Raw genomic sequence first — 20,930 nt, forward strand, 5'->3', positions numbered from 1 at the left:
TACAAGAGGTGAAATGATGCACACAGTTGCAGCAATACAAATGATTTCCTCGCCTTCCGTGGCGGATAATCTGGCCACCGCGCGGCGCCTGGTGGCGCAGGCGGCGGCAGGCGGGGCCGAATTGGTGGTGCTGCCCGAATACTGGGCCATCATGGGCCAGCAGGAAACGGACAAGCTGGCCCATGCGGAACAGCCGGGCAGCGGTCCCATCCAGGATGGCATGGCACAGATGGCGCGCCAGCATGGCATCTGGCTGATCGGCGGCACCTTGCCCCTGGTCTCAGCGCAGGAAGGCAAAGTGTTGAACACCACCCTCGTGTACGACCCGCAGGGCGCGCCGGCCGGGCGCTATGACAAGATTCACCTGTTCGGCTTTACGCGCGGCGCCGAGTCCTACAATGAAGCGCGCACCATCGTGCCGGGCGCCCAGGTGCGTTCGATCGAAACACCGTTCGGCAGGGTTGGCCTGTCGATCTGCTACGACCTGCGCTTCCCCGAACTGTACCGGGCCATGGGCGATTGCGTGCTGATCGTCGTGCCGGCCGCCTTCACGCACACCACGGGCCGCGCGCACTGGGAAGTGCTGCTGCGCGCGCGGGCCATTGAAAACCAGTGCTATGTGCTGGCCTCGGCACAGGGGGGCCTGCATCCGAACGGCCGGCGCACCTGGGGTCACAGCATGCTGATCGACCCGTGGGGCGAAATCAAGGCCGTGCTGCCCGAAGGCGAGGGCGTGGTCAGCGGCGAGATCGATCCGCTGTTCCTGGCCGGCGTGCGCGAATCGCTGCCTGCCCTGGCGCACCGCACCATGTGAGGGTGCCTGACATAAGCTGCTGCGCGTCGCGCTCCGCGGCCTTGATGCCCACCGGCTCGGCAGCCCGTGCCAAGCACGGCTGCGCTTCCTGGCCACAAGGGGCGCTGCCGCTCGCTACGCTACTGTCAGGTACTGAGAATGCGTTGAATATAATTAGCTAATTAGCGAGTGCAAAGTCATGATCCCATTTGAACCGAATCTGTCCAGCCTGGCCGTGGCGCGCGAGATCCTGCTGACGCCCTTCGGCCTGGACGAAGACAAGCTGTTGAAAGCCCTGGGCACGATGTTTACGCACAAGGTCGATTATGCCGACCTGTACTTCCAGTCCACCAGGAGCGAAGGCTGGAGCCTGGAAGAGGGCATCGTCAAGACGGGCAGCTTTTCCATCGACCAGGGCGTGGGCGTGCGCGCCGTGTCCGGCGACAAGACGGCATTCTCGTATTCCGACGATATTTCGGAACGGGCGCTGCTGGAAGCGGCGGCGGCCACGCGCACCATCGCGCGCGTCGGCGCCGGCAAGGTCAAGGTGGCGGGCCGGGCCCTTGCGCAGGGCGGGCGCTCGCTGTACCTGCCCGATGATCCGCTCGCCTCGCTCGATGCCACGGCCAAGGTGCAACTGCTGGAACGCGTGGAAAAGATGGCGCGCGCGAAAGATCCCAGAGTGGTGCAGGTGATGGCGGGACTGGCCGGCGAATACGACGTGGTGCTGGTGCTGCGCAGCGATGGCGTGCTGGCGGCCGATATCCGTCCGCTGGTGCGCGTCTCGGTCACCGTGATCGCCGAGCAGAATGGTCGCCGCGAAACGGGCTCGGCCGGCGGCGGCGGGCGTTTCAGCTATGATTATTTCAGCGATGCCGTACTGGAACAGTATGCGACGGACGCCGTCAAGTCGGCGCTGGTGAACCTGGAGGCGCGCCCCGCGCCCGCAGGCCCCATGACCATCGTGCTGGGACCGGGCTGGCCCGGCATCCTGCTGCACGAAGCGATCGGCCATGGCCTGGAAGGCGATTTCAACCGCAAGGGATCGTCTGCGTTTTCCGGGCGCATCGGCGAGCGCGTGGCCGCCAAGGGCGTCACCGTGGTCGATGACGGTACCCTGGCTGGCCGCCGCGGTTCGCTCAATATCGACGACGAGGGCAACCCGACGCAGTGCACGACCCTGATCGAGGATGGCATCCTGAAGGGCTATATCCAGGACACCATGAATGCGCGCCTGATGAAGATGCCCGTGACGGGCAATGCGCGCCGCGAATCGTTCGCCCACCTGCCCATGCCGCGCATGACCAACACCTATATGCTCGGTGGCGACAGGGACCCGGGCGAAATTCTCGCTTCCGTGAAAAATGGCTTGTATGCCGTCAACTTCGGCGGCGGCCAGGTCGACATTACGAACGGCAAGTTCGTCTTCTCGGCCAGCGAGGCGTACATGATCGAGAACGGCAAGCTCAGCTACCCGGTGAAGGGCGCGACCCTGATCGGCAACGGCCCGGACGTGCTCAACCGCGTCTCGATGATCGGCAACGACATGCGCCTCGATTCAGGCGTGGGCGTGTGCGGCAAGGAGGGGCAGAGTGTGCCCGTGGGCGTGGGGCAGCCGACCTTGCGCCTCGACGGTATCACTGTTGGCGGCACGGCCTGATTTTTCTGGACACGGCGCGGCCAACACGGTTGTCGGATGACGCCCTCCGGGCTAATCCGACCTTTTCTGAGATGGCGCTCGCGTAGGTCGGGTTAGCGCAAGGCGCGTGACCCGACACCACTGCCGGCCGCGTCAACACGGTTGCCGGATGACGCGTGGCTTCGCCCCGCTAATCGGACCTATGCTTCCGCTTTTCCGATGTCTCAGAATTTGTATTTCACCCCCGCACTGATGAATCGTCCCGCCGCGCCCGCGTAGTCGAGCGGGTTGTAGCTCGTGGCGCCATAGGTCAACGGGTCCAGCGGGGCGATCTTGTCGAACAGGTTCTGGATCGAGGCAAACACTTCCAGCTTGGGCGTGGCCTGCCAGCGTCCCGTCAGGTCGATCGTCGTGAACGAGGCGATGCGGCAGCCGCGCGGCGCGTCCGTGCCATCGGCGAAATGCGTGGCGCAGCCATCGGGATCATTCTTGAACAGTACGTTGTCGAGCGGGGCGCGGTAGTTGACATTGGCCGATACGCGCCAGTTGCGGCGTTCCCAGGTGACGCCCAGGTTGACCCTGTCATCGGGCGTGCCCATGCAGTTTGATATATCGCAATTGCCATGCGTGCCGGCGAAATCGCGCTGCGTGCCATCCTGTTCCGTGCGCAGCCATTTGTACAAATGCGTCCATTTCACGTCGAACACCAGGCTGCCATAGTCGCCGCCCAGGTTGAAGCGCTGGCGGCCGTCGATGTCGATGCCGCGCACCGTCGTTTGCGCCGAATTGACATAGCTGGCCAGCACGGCCGTGATGGCGCCCGGATCGCCCGGGATGCCGGTGGCCGTCGAGGGGTCGCGCGCCACATGGCCGGCGAGTATGGCCATATCGGTCTGTTCCTGGTTGATTTCATTCTTGCGACGTATTTCCCACAGGTCGAATGAAATGCTTGTCCGCGGTAATGGATCCCAGATGGCGCCGATGGAATAGCTCTTTGAACGTTCGGGCGAGAGGTTGGGGTTACTTTTGGTAATGACCGCGATGTTGCTGGGGTCGCATGCCGCTTCGACGCCCAGCGCGCAGCGGACAGGATCGGTGCCGACAGCAAAGGCGGCCAGGCCGCCGACGCCATTTTCTGCCGCATTGGGTGCCCGGAAACCCCGGGCGAAGGTGCTGCGCAGGGCCAGTTCGCGTATCGGTGTCCATTTCACGCCCACCTTCGGCGTATAGGAATTACCGACATCGGTGAAATGGTCGGCGCGCAGGGCGCCCGACAGTTCCACTGTTTTCAGTACGGGTGCCAGCACTTCGGCATACAGGGCCGTCGCGTTGCGGCTGCCCTTGTAGGCCGAGTAGCCCAAACCGATGATGTTGCCGCGTTCGGTGCCGGTGGTTGGTTGGAGTTCTGTCGATTCGTGGCGGAACTCGGCCCCCACGGCCACGCCAAGCGTGCCTCCATCAAGCTTGCCAATATCGCGGCTGGCCTTGAAGTCGACTTGCGCGATGTGTGTCTTGCCATCACTGGAAATGCGCGGTGACAGGGCCGCATACAGCGCGGCGGAATTGAGGCCGGCATTTTCTGCGATGCGCCACACGCTACCGGGAGGCAGGGCGGCGTACGCCGGGTTGGCGCTGGCTGTCGCCACGTTGGCGGCGCTGGGGTTGAGCAGGGCGAAAGCCACGTCGCGTTGCAGATAGCCGCTGCTTTCGTTCGAGACCTTGTTGCGCGAATATAGCAGGGCGCTGTCGATATTCCAGCCCGCCAGCGTGCCCTTGATGCCGGCGGCGAAGCGGATGAAGGTCGAATCGACGTCGGATATGCGCGGGCCGACGTCGGCCGCCAGGTAGCGCAGCCGCGCGGTGCGCCCGAAATACGGGTTGTCAGGATGGTCTGCGCCGAGTGACACGCTGGCAGTGCTGATGGGGCCGCCAGGATAAATGATGGTTCCATTGATGCCTGCCGGCGTCGTGGCCGCTGTGGATGCGCTGTGGTAAACATTCAGTTCGGCATAGGTTTGCAGTTCCGGCGTCAATTGCCAGGCGCCGCGGCCGAAGAAATTGATGTGCTTTTGCCTGGGCTGGATCTGGCCGTATTGTTGTGCTGCGTCAATGAGGCAACCGCCGCCCGGGTCGCCCTGCGGATGGCTGGTGAAGTTGCCGCAGGCGGCGCCCGGGAAGGTGCGTGTGAAGCCCGCGCCGGCCAGGTTGCCGCGGTTGTAGTAGTCGAAGGTATCGGGGTTGCGGACATTGCCGTTGACGGCGCTGCCGGCCGCGTTGTTGGTGGTGATGGCGCCCGTGCCGCCGAGTGCTTCCTGGGCGCTGAAGCCCAGGTCGCGCAAGTCAGCGCGGCCGACGGCGCCGCGTCCTGCCCGGTCGCGGTTCCAGATGGCGGCCTTTTCGTTGTATTCGAGGTTCAGCAGCACGTTGTAGCGGTCCGTGTCGATGTCGCCGAAGCCGTGCGTGATGGCCGCATGCGCGTCGCGCCCGTCCCAGTCCCTGGTCTTGCCGTAGCTGCCCTTGATGGCCGTGCCCTGGTAGTCGCGCCGCAGGATCACGTTGACCACGCCGGCGATCGCGTCCGAGCCATAGATGGCCGAGGCGCCGTCCTTGAGGATTTCCACCCGTTCCACCGCTTCCAGAGGAATGATGTTCAGGTCGGCAAACACTTTCTGGCCATCGTCGGCCAGGCCATACGGCGCCACCCTGCGGCCGTTCAGCAGCACCAGGGTCGAGCTCGTGCCCAGTCCGCGCAGCGACACGCCGGAGGCACCGCTGGCAAAACCGTTGCCGAAGGTGGTGGGCACGGAGCCCTGGTTGTCGACGGCCAGGGTCTGCAGCAGTTCGGCCACGCTGGATTTGCCCGATTTTTCGATATCGGCCGCGTTCAGGGTTTGCACGGCCGATGCCGTTTCCGCCTGCGCGCGGCGGATGTTCGAGCCGGTGATTTCCACGCGCTGCAGGGGCGCGGGAGCGGCGTTGTCCTGCGCCAGGACGGGTAGGCTCAGCAATGCGCCGGCCAGGGCCAGGCCCAGGCGCGGCGGCGAAAAGGAAGCGGGGTAGACGGATGGTGTAGGGATCATGCTGTTCTCCGGAAAGGTCAGGCGGTCAAAGGTCATCGATGCGTCCTTGAGTCTTGTCCGTCCGTCCTGTCCGGGATTAGATCTTGATCAGTAGTGCGCCGCTTGGCGCCGCCAGCCTGGGCTTGCGTGGCGCGCTTGCCACGACGAACACAGCGCTAGCGTAGGTGGGCGGCAGGCTTGTGTCCGCGCCGCGGCAAGGTCGCCTGCGACGCAAACAGCGCGCAACTTTTTATGCTTTTTTGCGCACTTTGCAGTGTAAAACGGCAGCGGCATGCGGCTTTGCCGACAATTATGCTTGCCAACCCTTGCAATTTAGGTTTATAGTCGTTCATCACTTATGGATGACTCGCATGTTCGCTCGCCACTTTTTTACCGCTTATTTTTACTTTAGCAATTCCAACCCAAAGGCGGTGGAGTAGCGGTCGGTTCACGTAGCAGCAAAAAACGAGATCCCAGCAAATTCTAAAAAACCGCCACTGATGGCGGTTTTTTTTTACCCAGATGTTTTACCCTTGTTCAAATTTTGGAGAAAATGATGCCCCGCACCGATGATTTGCGTATTCGCGAAATGAAGGAATTGACTCCGCCGTCCCACCTGATCCGCGAATTTGCCTGCTCGGAACCCGCCGCCCGCACCGCGGCCGATGCCCGCATCGCCCTGCACCGCATCCTGCATGGCCAGGATGACCGCCTGATGGTGGTGATCGGGCCTTGTTCCATCCACGATACCAAGGCGGCCATGGAATATGCGCGCCTGCTGGTCAAGGAGCGCGCGCGTTTCGCCGGCGAGCTGGAAATCGTCATGCGCGTGTACTTCGAAAAGCCGCGCACCACGGTGGGCTGGAAGGGCTTGATCAACGACCCGTACATGGACAACAGCTTCCGCATCAACGACGGCTTGCGCATGGCGCGCGAACTGTTGCGCGATATCAATGAACTGGGCCTGCCTGCCGGCACGGAATTCCTCGACGTGATCAGCCCGCAATACATCGCCGACCTGATCAGCTGGGGCGCCATCGGCGCGCGCACCACGGAATCGCAGGTGCACCGCGAGCTGGCGTCCGGATTGTCGTGCCCGGTCGGCTTCAAGAATGGCACGGATGGCAATGTCAAAATCGCCGTGGAAGCCATCAAGGCCGCTTCGCAGCCGCATCATTTCCTGTCGGTCACCAAGGGCGGCCACTCGGCCATCGTCTCGACCAATGGCAACGAGGATTGCCACATCATCTTGCGCGGCGGCAAGACGCCGAACTACGACGCGGCCAGCGTCGATGAAGCGTGCAAGGCCATCGCCGCGCAGGGCCTGGCGGCGCGCCTGATGATCGACGCCTCGCATGCGAACAGTTCGAAAAAACCGGAAAACCAGATTCCCGTATGCGCCGACATCGCCAGCCAGGTGGCGGCAGGCGATGGCCGCATCGTCGGCGTGATGGTGGAATCGCACCTGGTGGCGGGCCGCCAGGATTTGATCCCGGGCAAGGAACTGCTGTACGGCCAATCCGTCACCGACGGCTGCATCGACTGGAGCGCCAGCGTGGCCGTGCTGGAAAACCTGGCGGCGGCCGTGAAGCAGCGCCGCCTGCGGGGCGACGAGGCGTAGCATCATTCTATAAGCGAAAAAAAGGTTCGTCGCGGTTGCTGGGGGAAGACTGGGGTGACGTTCTTAGCGGATGGGGGCAAGGATTCTGAATTGGTAAATTGATTGTCGCCAAACAAACGAATTGCCTTACACCCCTCGCCGCCATGCTCCTTGCTATGTCGCCCCTTCCATTTTGGGAAGGGCATTTCGTCGAATAACGATGGATGCGCCTTGCCGTCGCGAGTGAAATTGGACCGGTCATCCAATTCGCCAAACGGCTGCGAAAATATGTCCACGGCATCATCGCTTCGGCCATCTATCCCATGAATTCGTCCATCCTTGAAGGTGTCAGTAACCGGATCAAAGTCATCAAGAGGAGGGCCTATGGTTTCCGGGATTCAGCTTATTTCTTCCTAAAAATCAAGGATGTGTTTCTCGGAAAAGCGCGATGATCCAAAAAAAAGCCCCCAACGGAGTCGGGGGCTGCTGGCAAGACTGTCAACAGGGTGCCTCGGCGCCCTGTTCTTCATGCTGCTTACTTGAAGGTATAGCCCGCGCTGGCGTAGATGAAGCGGCCGCGTGGGTCATACTGGTTGATGTCATAACCCGACTGGAACTGGTTGCTGACCGGAACAAACATACTTGGTTGCTTGTCGAACAGGTTACGTACGCCAAAATTGAGCGTCAGTGCCTTCATCGGTTTGTAGCTGACGTTGGTGTCGTACAGTGCTTGCGCACCGACGAAGTTGCGTACGCCGTCGACTTGGCGATTACCGGTCTCATAGCGCGACGAGTAGTTCTGAGTCAGGGTGACAGCCCATTGACCTTGGCTCCAGGTGCCGCTCAGTGCATGCTTCCAACGCAATACCACACCGCCTTGATCTGCGCCCAATACAGGGTTGCCGTCTTTGTCAACGATGGTGCCGACCTTGTGCGAGATGTCGCCGCCAGGGCTGGTCTGGTCGTAGGTATCCATGTAGGTACCGTTCATGTTGACATCAAACCGGCCTACGCTGCTGTTCAGACGATAGTTGGCAAACAGGTCAATGCCGCGTACGGTGGCGTCGCCGGTATTGGCCAGCGTCGTGATAATGCTGTCGACGTTGTTGCCGTTCAGGGTCACCAGACCGGCATAGGCTTTGTCGCCAGCGCGGAAGCGCGACACGACTTCCTGTGCCGATGGGGTGGCCAGGATGTCCTTGATCTTGATCTGGAACCAGTCGGCACCGACGGTGAAGTTTTCGAATGGCGACAGAACCGCACCGAGCGATAATTGCTTCGATTTTTCCGGCTTCAGGTTAGGATTGCCGCCAGCCAGAGCATTGACCTGCAGCTGTGTCTGGTTCGTCGCCGGATCATTGAACAGTGCCGAATTTTGCAGCGATTGCGGGGTCCACAGGTCGGTCAGGCTAGGCGCGCGGAAGCCGGTGCCGCCCGATGCGCGCAGCAGGACTGCCTTGCTTGGCTGCCAGCGGCCGTTCAGCTTGAAGTTGGTCGAATGGCCGACATCGTCGTAGCGGTCATGGCGCACGGCCAAGCCCATGTCCAGCGTTTTCATCAGTGGTACATTGGTTTCGCCGAAGATCGATTTGATGACGCGATCACGATCCACCGGTGGCACGCCGCCGCCCAGGCCGGCAATGTCGCCCGATTCCAGGGCAGGGCTAGGCGAGGTCGTGTAGGTTTCCTTGCGTGCTTGCACGCCCACCGCGTATTGTGCCGTAATGCCGGCAATTTCCGGCAGGTCGCCGGCCAGCTTGGCATCGAAGATGGTGTTCTTGGATTTGGCGACCAGCGTATCGCCAGTGTACAGCGCGCTTTTCAGCTTATCGGCCAGGGCGCCCGTCTGCATGCCGCCATTGGCCCATGGGTTCCAATTGTTGCTAGGATCATTGATGATTTTCGCATACGCCACTTGCGAGAAATAGCCGCCCGGAACGGTACCATGCGTTTTGCTTTCGTTACTGGTCAGTGCAACTTCATAGTCTTGCTTGCCGATCGTGCCCTTGGCGCCCAAGACCAGGCGCGATTGGGTTGCTTCATCTTCGCTGATGCGGTTGCCGTAGTCAAACACGCGGCTGGTGATGGCCAGCGGCTTGCCGATCAGATCGTTATGGCCCTGGCTGGTCAAGTAAGGTACGGCGATCGATTGGTACACGGGGTTGCTTGGGTACAAGATCAAGCCTGGATAGACTCCCTGCTTGTCGAATTCGGCATCGGTGGTCAGGAAGCTGCGGCGCAGGGGGCTGCCTTGGAACGATTGGGTTACCGTACTCTTAGAATACAGCATGTCCGCGAACAGTTCGGTGGTCGAGTTCAGCTTGTACGTCGCATTGCCGGTGAAGTTGTTCAGCTTGCGTTTCGGGATCAGGCCGACAAAGGCATTGCTATCGAAGGCGCAATATGGCGAGCCGTGGGTGGTATTGCTGTCGTTCTTCACCATGTTGACCGTAGCGCAATTATTGCTGGCTGCCAGAGGGTTGCCGTAACCTGCGCCCGGGTTGTCGCCGAAGCCTGGCAGGCGATCATTGGGATACTTGCTTGGATCTATGCCGCCTTCGATATTGCCCTGGCCAGTGGCGCCAGCCGTGTAGTATGGTGACCTGTCGCCGGAAGCGGCGTACTTACGGTCTTTGGAGAACAGTGCTTTTTCATTTTCGGTCGAAGCCGACAGGACGACCGAGTAGCCATCCGACTCCAGGTTGCCGAAGCCGCCCGTGACCGACAATTTGTTGTTCTGTCCGCCGCCGCTGCTGCTTGGGCTGCCGTAGCCTGCGTTGACTTCGATACCCTGGAAGCTTTTCGACAGGATGAAGTTGACCACGCCTGCGACCGCATCCGAGCCATACACGCCGGAAGCGCCGTCTTTCAGCACTTCGACACGCTCGATGGCGGCCAGCGGAATGACGTTGACGTTGACGGCAGCGCCGCCGCCACCGGCAAAGGCGGCCAGGCGGCGGCCGTTGACCAGGATCAGGGTGCGTTCGGCGCCGAGGCCACGCAGCGAGATCGAGGACAGACCGTAGGTGGAGCTGCCTGCGCCTGTGGCGTTGGCAGTCGAACCAGACGAGGACAAGGCGGAAATCGATGTCAGCAATTCTTCCGTACTGCTGGCGCCTGTACGCGCAATTTCCGCTTTCGTCATGATCTGGACTGGCAGGGCCGTTTCGGAATCAACGCGTTTCAGCGAAGAACCTGTCACTTCGACTTTTTGCATGGCAGTCTCTTGTGCCATTGCATTGCTTGTAAATAATGCCATGCCGGCGACGACGCCGGTCGAGCAAATAATTCTGATGGAACGTGACAGCTTTTTCTCTTCGATCATTATTTTTTTCCAAAGTAGTAAGTTAATTCGGATATTGTATTGAATATCGATTTTTTGTTGGTAATTTGTCTTGAAACTCATACATTTCCATCATTATTCAAGGCGGGCTTGAATAAAATCAGGGTCTCATCAGACCACTTCTGTCTCCGCACTGTCAAGAAACTCAATTGAGCAATGAGACAAAAAAACAACAGACGTTTTTATGATTTTGCAGAAAAAAATGACAGGGAAAACCGCTTGCCAGGAATTTTGGCAAGCGGCTGCATGGATAGTTTCGACAGAATGACGGCAGCGGGGGCGTCGTTATATATCGGCTGACCAGGTGCCACGACAGGCGCTAAAAAGTATAGCTGCCGCGCAGATAATAAGCACGGCCGATCGGGTCCGTGTAGCGCGGGTCATAGCCTTTCTGGAACATCGTGCCCTGGTTCGAGAACGGCGGTTCCTTGTCCAGCAGGTTCTTCACGCCAGCCGTGAGCAGCAAGCCCTTCCACGCATAGCTGCCCGACAGGTTGAGCAGGCTGTACGACGGCACATCGTGCTTGTATTGGTCGGCAACATTGTTCTGGTCCGTATAGCCGGACTTGAACGATTGCGACAGGGTGGCGCCCCAGCTGCCCATGCGCCAGTTCAGCGCGGCCGTGTGCTTCCAGCGGAAGACGGGATTGTTGTCCGCATAGCGGCCCACGTTGGCAATGAATTCGCCGCCGCGCTCGTTCTGGTAGTCATACTTGTGGGTCCAGGTGCCGTCGACCGACAGGCTGAAATCGCCATAGGCGCTGCGTCCCAGGCGGGCATTGAAACTGACGTCGATGCCGTCCGTCTTGACTTCGCCGAGGTTGTCGTTCATGTCGAGAATCGCATACGGCGAGCCGTCGGGATTGCGCAGGAACAAGGCCTTGTATTTCTCGTAGTTGCCATAGATGGATTGCTCTGGCAGCGAGGAAATCTTGTCTTTCAGGTGGATGTTCCAGTAGTCGACGGCAACCGTGATTTCCTTGACCGGTTCGAGCACCAGGCCAAAGGCAAACGTGGTGGATTTTTCCGGCTTCAGCTTTGCATTGCCGCCTTGCAGCTTGAATTGCTGCAAGTCGCAGTCGCGCAGCGGATTGGCGCCCGGCTGGGGTACGCCGCCCGGGCACAGGATGGGGTCATTGTAGGAATCATTGGTGTCGTTTTTCGATGGCGGCGCGTTCTTTTCAAACAAGGTCGGTGCGCGGAAACCCGTGCTGGCCGAACCGCGCAGCACCAGCGTGCTGCTGGCCTGGTAGCGCAGGGCCAGCTTGGGATTGGTGGTGCTGCCCACGTCGCTGTAATGGTCGAAGCGGGCCGCCAGTTGCACTTCCAGGTCCTTGATCAGCGGCAAGTTGACTTCGCCGAAGATGGCTTCGATGTCGCGCGAGCCCGTCTTGGAGAGTGAACCGGACAGGCCGGAACTGGCAGCCTGGCCGGCGATATCGCGGTTCACGTTGAACTCGGCCTTTTCGCGCCGCAGTTCGCCGCCGAGGGCGATGGCCAGCGGGCCGCCGGCCAGTTGCATCAGCTCGCGGCTGCCCTTGATGTCGAAGCCCGTGGTGGTGACCTTGGCGTTCTGCACTTCGCCGCGCAAGGCCGTGCTGGCCAGGTAAGCCTTGCCGGCCGCATCCTGATCGCCGAAGGGATTGAGGATGCCATTGAGCACGCCGGCCGCGAACGACGCATCCTGCACATAGCCGCCCGTGAATTTTTCCGCCGACTTGCTGACCGCATGGCTCAGGCCGGTCTTGTAATCCCAGCCCGCCAACTCTCCTTCCAGCGCCAGCACCAGGCGGTCGGCCTTGCCGTCGGAATCGATCTGCCGCTGGCCCGCCTCGACGGGGCGCCAGTTGACGCTCAGCGGTTGCCCCGACAGCCCCGGCTGGGCCGGCACGCCGCCAGCATTGCCCGGATAGTATTTGCTGCTGATGGGCAGGACCAGGCCCGTTTGCGGTGGCGGCGCCGTGCGCGCCTTGACCTTGTTTTCCGAATGCAGGTATTCGAGCGTGGCCAGGTGGCCGCCGCCCAGCTTGAAGGCGCCCTTGCCGAAGAAGGCCACTTGTTCCTGTTCCGGCAGGTCGTCGATCTGGCGCGTGTAATCCTGGCGGCAAGTGCCACTGCCGGAGGGGATGGACAGCGGCGGCCTGCATCCTGCGGCAGCGTAGGGATTGCCGGCCAGGCCCTTGCCGCCATCCGCGGCCGCATCAAAGTAGTTGCCTGGGAAGGTGGTGCCGCTGGTACCTTTGGTCACGCTCACGCCCCGCTCGGGAAAGACGCCGGTTTTGGAGAACTCGCGGTCCTGCGAGGTCAGCACATTTTGCTTGTGGTAGTCGACCACGCCGAAAATATTGTAGCCGTCCGTATCGAGCTTGCCGAAGCCCGTCGACAGGTTGAGGCGGTGTTCGCCGCCCCCCTTGTGCTCGGGCGCGATGACCTCGGCCGTGATGTTGGTGACATTGACCGAGCGCTTGGTGATGAAGTTGATCACGCCGCCGATGGCGTCCGTGCCGTAGATGGCCGAGGCGCCGTCGCGCAGTACTTCGACGCGCTCCAGCGCGGCGATGGGGATGATGTTGAGGTCGACGCTGGCGCCGTCATACGGATGGTTGGCGATGCGCCGGCCGTTGAGCAGCACCAGCGTCTTGTCGCCGCCCAGGCCGCGCAGGTCGGCGCTGGCCTGGCCGCCCGTGGGCAGGCCGCTGGTGTTGCCGCCGACGGCATTGCCGCTACCCATGCTGGAGGAATTCGAGGGGATCTTGCTGAGGACTTCCTGGGCGGTGGTCAGACCCTGCTTGGCAAAGTCTTCGGCCTTGAAGATGGAGAGAGGGGTGGCTGTTTCCGATACGAGCCGCTTGATGGAGGACCCGGTGACTTCAACTCGCTGCATGCCGGCGGTGTCGCCGCTGTCTTGCGCCAGTGCCGGCTGGCTGAGGATGCCGGCGGCAAGGCCGCTGGCGCAGATCAAACGGATGGAACGGGACAGGCGTATTTCTCTAATCATGTTCAAGACTCCTGATAAAGCGGTTGGCTAAAAGGTCAAGAACGGTCGCGCCGGTAAGCGCGTCCGAGAATATTGAAGAAGCGAAATGATTTATCTCTTTTCAATTGATCGAATGTAATGATCTGTAAAACTCTTTGTCAACACTGCTTTGAACTTTGTGTTTTTAAACAACGCCTAGAAATAGGCATGTTGATTTAAAACAAACCTCCTCTGTTTTGTGATGCATTGCCTGCGCAATCCTGGTTTTTACCGCGCCGCGCAGGCCAGGGCAGTGAATGCTGTGCTGCAGCGCAGACGGCCGATTTTTGTATTTTGCCAGCGAAGTAAAAGCGCCATATTGCATCGCAGCAAATCAGGACGCGATAGCGGGCCGGGCGCGCGCAGGAAGGATTTCTCTTTGTCGGGGAGGGGGAATATGCGTTATCGTTACGCGTTTTTCAGACAGTCGGGAGCGCTCCGGCGAGCCCGGCAAACAAGGCATAGATCTTGCGAGGATGGACTGGTTTTGGCGGTGGAATCCTGTATCCCAGGGGGAAGCCAGTACAAGCGCACCAATACGGTGCGACGGATAATCGAGATGAAGGGTATTACATGAAGTCACCATGGATGCGGCGCGTGGCGCTGCTCGCCTGCCTGGCCGCCCTGCCGCTGGCCGCCACTGCCGTTGACGCTGGCCCCGCGGCCGCGCCGGTGAAAACCTTGCGCTATATCCTGCCGGCCGCCGAGACGGGCTTCGACCCGGCCACCGCGCGCGACCTGTATTCGAACCACATCACGCAGGCCGTCTTCGACACCCTGTACACGTATGATTACCTGGCCCGGCCCGTGAAGGTGGTGCCCGGCGCGGCGGCGGCCATGCCGGAAATCTCGGCCGACGGCAAGACCTATACCATCCGCCTGAAAAAAGGCATCCTGTACACGCCCGACGCCGCGTTCGGCGGCAAGCGCCGCGAACTGACGATGGCCGATTACGTGTATTCGTGGAAACGTTTGTTCGACCCGCGCCTGGCCTCGCCGCACAGCTGGCTGTTCGAAGGCAAGGTGGTGGGTCTGGACGAGCTGGCCAAGGAAGCGGCCAAGTCGAACAAGCTCGATTACAACAAGAAAGTGGCCGGGCTGGAAATCCTCGACCCCTACACCCTGCGCATCACGCTGACCAAGACCGATTTCAATTTCCCCATGATCCTCGCCTACGTGCCGACGGCCGCCGTGGCGCGCGAAGTGGTGGACAAATACGGCGACGTGAAGGGCGAGGTGGGCTCGAATCCCGTCGGCACCGGCTATTACACGCTCGGTGAATGGACGCGCGGCAACCGCATCGTCCTCAACCGCAACCCGCAGCACTTGCCGGAAACGTGGAATTTCATGGCCGGCGACGACCCGGACGACCAGCGCATCGTGCGCCAGATGCAAGGCAAGCGCATTCCCGCCATCGACCGCATTGAAATTTCCGTGATGATCGAAGACCAGTCGCGCTGGCTGTCCTTCCAGAGCGGCGGCACCGACGTGTTCTGGCTCGATGGCCCGCTGGCGCCGAAAGCCTTGCTGAACGGCAAGCTGCGTCCCGAGCTGGCGGAGAAGGGCGTGCAACTGTCGCGCCTGCTGGACCCGGAAATCAGCTATTACTACTGGAATATGGAAGACCCCACCCTCGGTGGCTTCAGCAAGGAAAAGATCGCCCTGCGCCGCGCCATTGCCATGGCGCACAATATCGACGAAGAAATCCGCATCATCTGGAATGGCCAGGCCAAGCGCCTCGACTATCCGATACCGCCCGGCGTCGTCGGCTACGATCCGCACTATAAATCCCTGCTGCAATACGATCCCGTGCTGGCGAATAAACTGCTCGATAAATTCGGCTACAAGAAGGGCGCCGACGGCTGGCGTACCTTGCCGGACGGCAAACCACTCTTGATCCGCTACGCGTCGCGCAACGAAGCCAATGGCGTGCTGCAGGCGGAAATGTGGCGCAAGACCTACAACTCGCTGGGCATCCGCATGGAAAACGACCGCATGATCTTTTCCGACATTTTAAAGACAGAAAAGCAGTGCAAGATGCAGACGCGCACGGCGCCATGGCTGGCCGACTATCCGGACGGCGACAACTTCATGCAGCTGTTCTACGGCCCCAACACGCACCAGAACAACAACGGCTGCTACCAGGACCCCGAGTACGATAAATGGTACGCGGCCAGCCAGGCCATGCCGGCCAGCCCCGAGCGCGACGAGCTGTTCCACAAGATGGCGCGTCGCCTGGAAGTCAATGCGGGCGCCCTGATCGGTTATGCGCGCTACCGCAACATGCTGGCGCAAAAGTCGGTGCAAGGCTACAAGAAGCACCCGATCCTGTTCCAGGAGTGGGCGTATATGGATATCGACAGCACGGGCGCGCCAGCGGCGCCAGCCTCTGCGGCCTCGGCGAATAAATAAGCGCGGCCGCTTATAACGCCATATACAACAAGGAATCATTATGTTTGCTTATATCCTGCGCCGCCTGTGGCAGATGCTGCCCACCATGCTGGGCGTGGTCCTGCTGGTGTTTATCCTGTTTAACTGGGTGGGCGGCGATCCTGCCTACATCCTGGCCGGCAAGATGTCTAGTGCGGAAAGCATCGCCAACATCCGCCGCCAACTGGGCGTCGACCAGCCATACTATGTGCAGTTGTGGATCTTCATCAAGCAGATCGTCACCTTTGATTTCGGCCAGAGCTGGGCCACGGGCGAAACCGTGTCGCACATCATCACGTCGCGCCTGGGCCCGTCCATGATGGTGCTCATTCCGCTGACCGTGCTGGAAACGTTCTTTGGCGTGGCGCTGGCGCTGGCCATCGCCTTCGTGCGCGGCTCGCTGACGGACCGCATGGTGATGATCGCCTGCACGGTGGGCATGTCGATTTCCATCCTCGTCTACATCATCGTCTTCCAGTACGGCTTCGCCTATAAGCTGGGCCTGTTCCCCGTGCAGGGCTGGGGCGACAGCTTCTGGGAAAACCTCTTGCGCTATTCGACCCTGCCGATCCTCATCGGCCTGGCCGTGTCGATTGCGCCGACGCTGCGCCTGTTCCGCACCTTCGTGCTGGACGAGGCGAACCAGGATTACGTGCGCACGGCGCGCGCCAAGGGCCTCAAGGAAGGCCGCATCATGTGGGTGCACGTGCTGCGCAACGCCGCCATTCCCATCATTACCTACGTGATGTCGAACTTGCCGGCCCTGCTGATCGGCGCCTTCCTGCTCGAGCGCTTCTTCGGCATCCCCGGCATCGGGCGTGAAGTGATCCTGGCCGTCGAGCGCAGCGACTTTCCGGTGATCAAGGCGATCACCGTGTATGTTGCCGCCGCCACCATGCTCTTCAACCTGCTCACCGACCTGCTGTACCAGGCGGTCGATCCTCGCGTACAACTGAAGTAGAAAGAGACGATGTCGAAACCTCATACATCGCCCGGCCTGTGGGCCCTGGCGTGGCGCCGTTTGCGCGGCGACAAGATTGCAATGGTATCGCTGGCCGTGGTCGGCGCCTTTTTCCTGCTGGTGCTGGCGTCCGCCAGCGGCCTGGTGGCGGCGAACTGGGAAGACGAAGTGGCCGTCAGCTATGCGCCGCCCACCTTTGTCGGCGCCGACAAGGATGTGGCCGGCGCCGCCGACGGCGCCATTCCCCAGTCCGACGAGCGCAGCGTGCCGACACCCATCAACGTGCTCGACCCGCTGGCCGACGATATCGCGGAACTGCGCGCGCAGATGGGCAGCAACCCCTCGGCTGGCGTCGAGATGTACGGCGTCACCGACCCGCTGGCCGACGACTTGACGGCCTTGCGCGCCGGCATGGGCAAGACGAAAAAATTGATCGCGCACAAGGCGGCGACACTGCCGTTCGGCGCCGACAAATGGGGCCACGACATCGTGCAGAAAACCATCAAGGGCGGCGAGACGTCGATCGTCGTGGGCCTGGTGGCCGCCTTGCTGGCCGTCGTGCTGGGCACCTTGTTCGGCGCCGTGTCCGGCTACTTCGGCGGCATCGTCGATGACTTTTTCAACTGGTTCTACAGCATTTTTACCTCAATTCCATCGATTTTGATGATCTTGACGGTGGCGGCCGTGCTGCAACAGAAGGGCGTGCTGACCATCGTGCTGATCCTCGGTTTGACGGGCTGGACGGGGCCGTACCGCCTGATCCGCGCCGAATACATCAAGCACAAGGCGCGCGAATACGTGATGGCGGCCGACGCCATCGGCGCTTCGCACTGGCGCAAGATGTTCTCGCACATTTTCCCCAACGTCAGTCACGTGGCCCTGGTGCAAATGTCGATTCTGGTGGTGGGTTTCATCAAGGCGGAAGTGATCCTGAGTTTCCTCGGCTTTGGCGTGCCCGTGGGCACCGTCTCGTGGGGCAGCATGCTCAACGAGGCACAAAATGAACTGATCCTGGGCAAATGGTGGCAGCTGACGGCCGCCGCCACGGCGATGGCCGTGCTGGTGACGGCGTTCTCGCTGTTTACCGATGCCTTGCGCGATGCGCTCGACCCCAAAGTGAAATAGGAGTTGCTCATGGACCAGAATAACCTGTTGGAAGTGCGTGACCTGCGCGTCACCTTCCGCCTGGACAAGAAGACCACGTTCGAAGCCGTCAAGGGCATCTCGTTCAACGTGCCGCGCAACAGCACCGTCGCCTTGGTGGGCGAATCGGGCAGCGGCAAGTCCGTCAGCTCGCTGGCCGTGATGGGCCTGTTGCCGCCGGATAACACCATCATCGACAAGCAATCGAGCATCCATTTCGGCGGGCGCGACCTGCTGCAATTATCGATCGCCGAGCGGCGCACCATGTGCGGCAAGGATATCTCGATGATCTTCCAGGAACCGATGTCGTCGCTGAACCCCGTGTTCACGGTCGGTTTCCAGATCGCCGAAGTGTTGCGCCAGCACATGGGCATGAACCGCAAGCAGGCAAGGGCCCGTACCTTGGCGCTGCTGGAAGAAGTGGGCATACCCGACCCCGCCACCAAGATCGACGCCTACCCGAGCCAGATGTCGGGCGGCCAGCAGCAGCGCGTGATGATCGCCATGGCGATTGCCTGCGAACCGAAACTGCTGATCGCCGACGAACCGACGACGGCGCTGGACGTGACGATCCAGAAGCAGATCATGGACCTGATCGCGGCGCTGCAAAAGAAACACCAGATGTCCGTGCTCTTCATTACCCACGACCTGGGCCTGGTGGGAGAGATCGCCGACCAGGTGATCGTCATGCGCCATGGCGAAGTGCGCGAAACGGGGGAAGTGCGGCAAGTGTTTGAAGCGCCGGCCGACGCCTATACCAAAGCCCTGCTGCATTGCCGTCCCTCGCTGGACCAGCGCCCGTGGCGCCTGCCCGTCATCGCTGATTACATGGACGGCAAGGCCGGCCCCGGTATCGAAATGAAGCAGCGCACGCGCGGCTATACGCCGGGCGACGAGCCCGTGCTGGTGGTCAATAAGCTCAGTAAAAGCTTTTACACGCGCGAAGGCCTGTTCGGCAAGCGCGAATTCCAGGCCGTCAAGGACGTGTCGTTCACTTTGCCACGCGGAAAAACGCTGGGCGTGGTGGGCGAATCCGGTTCCGGCAAGACGACGGTGGGCTTGACCTTGCTGCGCCTGCACCAGGCAACGAGCGGCACGGCCATGTTCCACGGCAAGGATCTGATCGCCATGCCGAACAAGGAATACCTGCCGTATAAACGCCGCATCCAGATCATCTTCCAGAATCCGTACGCCTCGCTCAATCCCCGCTTTACGGTGGGGCAGATCTTGCTCGAACCGATGCGCATCCACAAGATCGGCGCCAACGACCAGGAACGCATCGCCAAGGCCTACTGGCTGCTGGACAAGGTGGGCTTGCCGGAGCAGGCCTTCCACCGCTATCCGCACGAGTTTTCCGGCGGCCAGCGCCAGCGCATCGCCATTGCCCGCTGCCTGACCATGCAGCCGGAAATTCTGGTGTGCGACGAATCCGTGTCGGCGCTGGATGTGTCGGTGCAGGCACAGGTACTGAACCTGCTGCAGGACTTGCAGGATGAATTTGGATTGTCCTATATCTTCATCTCGCACGATTTGTCCGTCGTCAAATACATCGCCGACCAGGTGATGGTGATGCACAAGGGGCAGGTGGTGGAGCTGGCCGATTCGGATGAGCTGTACCGCAATCCCGTGCATCCGTACACGCGCACCCTGCTCAGCGCGATCCCCAAGGGCGTCCAGGTATAAGGGGATTTTTACGGTAAGATAGCGGCCATGCCCAACCTCATTTACCTGCTCGAACATTACGGTGTCCTGATTGTCTTTGGCATCGTGCTGGTGGAGCAGCTCGGCCTGCCGATTCCCGCCTTTCCCATCCTCGTGGTGGCGGGCGCGCTGGCTGTCGATGGCGACATGAATGGGGGGCTGGTGCTGGCCGCCGCGCTGGGCGCCTGCCTGATCAGCGACTTCACGTGGTTCCGCGCGGGCCGCCATTTCGGCAAGCGCATCCTGCGCCTGCTGTGCCGCATCTCGCTGTCGCCCGACTACTGCGTCAGCCAGACGGAAGACAAGTTCAAGCGCTGGGGCCCGAAAGCCCTGATCGTTTCCAAGTTCGTGCCGGGATTCAATACCGTGGCCGCGCCCATGTCCGGTGCGCTGGGCACGCCGGCGGGCCAGTTCTTCCTGTACGCGGGCCTGGGCGCCTTGCTGTGGAGCGGCACGGGCATCGCCGTCGGCGTGATTTTCCATGCCAGCGTACAGCAGGTGCTGGACTTGCTCAGCACCATGGGCAGCACGGCCTTGCTGGTGCTGGCCACCTTGCTGGGCCTGTTCCTGCTGTATAAATACCTGGAGCGCCGACGCTTCCGCCAGGCCTTGCAGATCGAGCGTATCGGCATCGACGAATTGCTCGAACTCATAGAGCAGGGCGAGGAGCCGCTGATGGTCGACGCGCGCAGCGCCACGGCGCAGGCGCTGGAGCCTGCCGTGCCGGGTGCCTTGTTCTTCAATGGCAAGGAGCCGGTGCCCGCCATGATCGCCATGGACAAGGACCGCCACATCATCGTGTATTGCAGCTGTCCCAACGACGTGACGGCCGCACAAGTGGCCAAGCTGCTGCACCAGCACGGCTTTCACCGCGCCAAGCCCCTGCACGGCGGCCTCGATGCGTGGAATGCCGCCTACCGCTCGGACCAGCCGGCGCCCGCCAGCCTGCTGGGCGAAGGCTTGCCTTCCTGATCCGCGCTGCCTCGTGCCCGCCGGACTGGCAATAAGCATCGGCAGTAAAAACCGGTAGTAATAATACGAAAGTGCCTTTCCCGGCCGGCCGGGACGGCAGCCCGCCATGGGCGCCGTCCCGTACAAAGCGGCTTTGCGCAAACTGCGGCATACTCTCCTTCAAGCGTCATTTCTGCTGCTGTGCAGCATGATTCATGCATGCATGGCGAGTGTGGGTGCTTACTATAATTCTTTAATTTCAGGCAATTTTTGCCTGGCCTGTTGCATTTGGAG

Annotated in this window: 12 protein-coding genes; 9 read left to right on the forward strand and 3 right to left on the reverse strand. The window is 61.2% G+C overall.

The window, feature by feature from the left end:
* Positions 1-13: 13 nt before the first annotated feature.
* Positions 14-814: a carbon-nitrogen hydrolase family protein gene (locus AC3RCJ_RS06905; protein ID WP_492959215.1), complete on the forward strand. Its 801-nt coding sequence runs from the start codon at positions 14-16 to the stop codon at positions 812-814.
* Between the two features lie 178 nt (positions 815-992).
* Positions 993-2,453 (forward strand): metalloprotease TldD, encoded by a 1,461-nt coding sequence (gene tldD, locus AC3RCJ_RS06910; RefSeq protein ID WP_492959213.1) that lies wholly within the window; start codon positions 993-995, stop codon positions 2,451-2,453.
* 203 nt (positions 2,454-2,656) lie between these two features.
* Here tldD and AC3RCJ_RS06915 read toward each other — a convergent pair whose 3' ends face one another.
* Entirely contained in the window at positions 2,657-5,512 is a 2,856-nt protein-coding gene (locus AC3RCJ_RS06915) for a TonB-dependent receptor (RefSeq protein WP_492959211.1), read from the reverse strand.
* 535 nt (positions 5,513-6,047) lie between these two features.
* On the opposite strand from AC3RCJ_RS06915, the gene aroG reads away from it, so the two are divergent.
* Positions 6,048-7,112 carry a 3-deoxy-7-phosphoheptulonate synthase AroG gene (gene aroG, locus AC3RCJ_RS06920; RefSeq protein WP_492959209.1) on the forward strand — a complete coding sequence of 355 codons (1,065 nt, stop codon included), beginning with the start codon at positions 6,048-6,050 and terminating at the stop codon, positions 7,110-7,112.
* A gap of 203 nt (positions 7,113-7,315) precedes the next feature.
* A complete protein-coding gene (locus tag AC3RCJ_RS06925) occupies positions 7,316-7,543 on the forward strand; it encodes a transposase (RefSeq protein ID WP_492959207.1) in 228 nt (75 codons plus the stop codon).
* An 83-nt stretch (positions 7,544-7,626) separates the two neighbouring features.
* Here the strand turns inward: AC3RCJ_RS06925 and AC3RCJ_RS06930 are convergent, their stop codons facing one another.
* Entirely contained in the window at positions 7,627-10,497 is a 2,871-nt protein-coding gene (locus AC3RCJ_RS06930) for a TonB-dependent receptor (protein WP_492959205.1), read from the reverse strand.
* A 256-nt stretch (positions 10,498-10,753) separates the two neighbouring features.
* Complete coding sequence (locus tag AC3RCJ_RS06935) at positions 10,754-13,432, reverse strand: TonB-dependent receptor (protein WP_492959203.1); 2,679 nt, start codon at positions 13,430-13,432, stop codon at positions 10,754-10,756.
* A 591-nt stretch (positions 13,433-14,023) separates the two neighbouring features.
* Between AC3RCJ_RS06935 and AC3RCJ_RS06940 the strand changes: the two genes are divergently transcribed.
* From AC3RCJ_RS06940 to AC3RCJ_RS06960, 5 genes are read left to right on the forward strand one after another with little or no spacing between them, the layout of a single operon-like run.
* The gene (locus tag AC3RCJ_RS06940; protein WP_492959201.1) at positions 14,024-15,862 is read left to right on the forward strand and encodes an ABC transporter substrate-binding protein; all 1,839 of its coding nucleotides are present in this window, start codon (positions 14,024-14,026) and stop codon (positions 15,860-15,862) included.
* Between the two features lie 40 nt (positions 15,863-15,902).
* The gene (locus AC3RCJ_RS06945; protein ID WP_076569117.1) at positions 15,903-16,841 is read left to right on the forward strand and encodes an ABC transporter permease; all 939 of its coding nucleotides are present in this window, start codon (positions 15,903-15,905) and stop codon (positions 16,839-16,841) included.
* A 9-nt stretch (positions 16,842-16,850) separates the two neighbouring features.
* Positions 16,851-17,966, forward strand: a complete 1,116-nt coding sequence (locus AC3RCJ_RS06950; protein WP_492959198.1) for an ABC transporter permease — start codon at positions 16,851-16,853, stop codon at positions 17,964-17,966.
* 9 nt (positions 17,967-17,975) lie between these two features.
* Positions 17,976-19,667: an ABC transporter ATP-binding protein gene (locus tag AC3RCJ_RS06955; RefSeq protein WP_492959196.1), complete on the forward strand. Its 1,692-nt coding sequence runs from the start codon at positions 17,976-17,978 to the stop codon at positions 19,665-19,667.
* A gap of 27 nt (positions 19,668-19,694) precedes the next feature.
* Positions 19,695-20,657, forward strand: a complete 963-nt coding sequence (locus AC3RCJ_RS06960) for a VTT domain-containing protein (protein WP_492959194.1) — start codon at positions 19,695-19,697, stop codon at positions 20,655-20,657.
* Positions 20,658-20,930 lie beyond the last annotated feature (273 nt).

Source organism: Janthinobacterium sp. GW822-FHT07H11 (genome assembly GCF_058798615.1).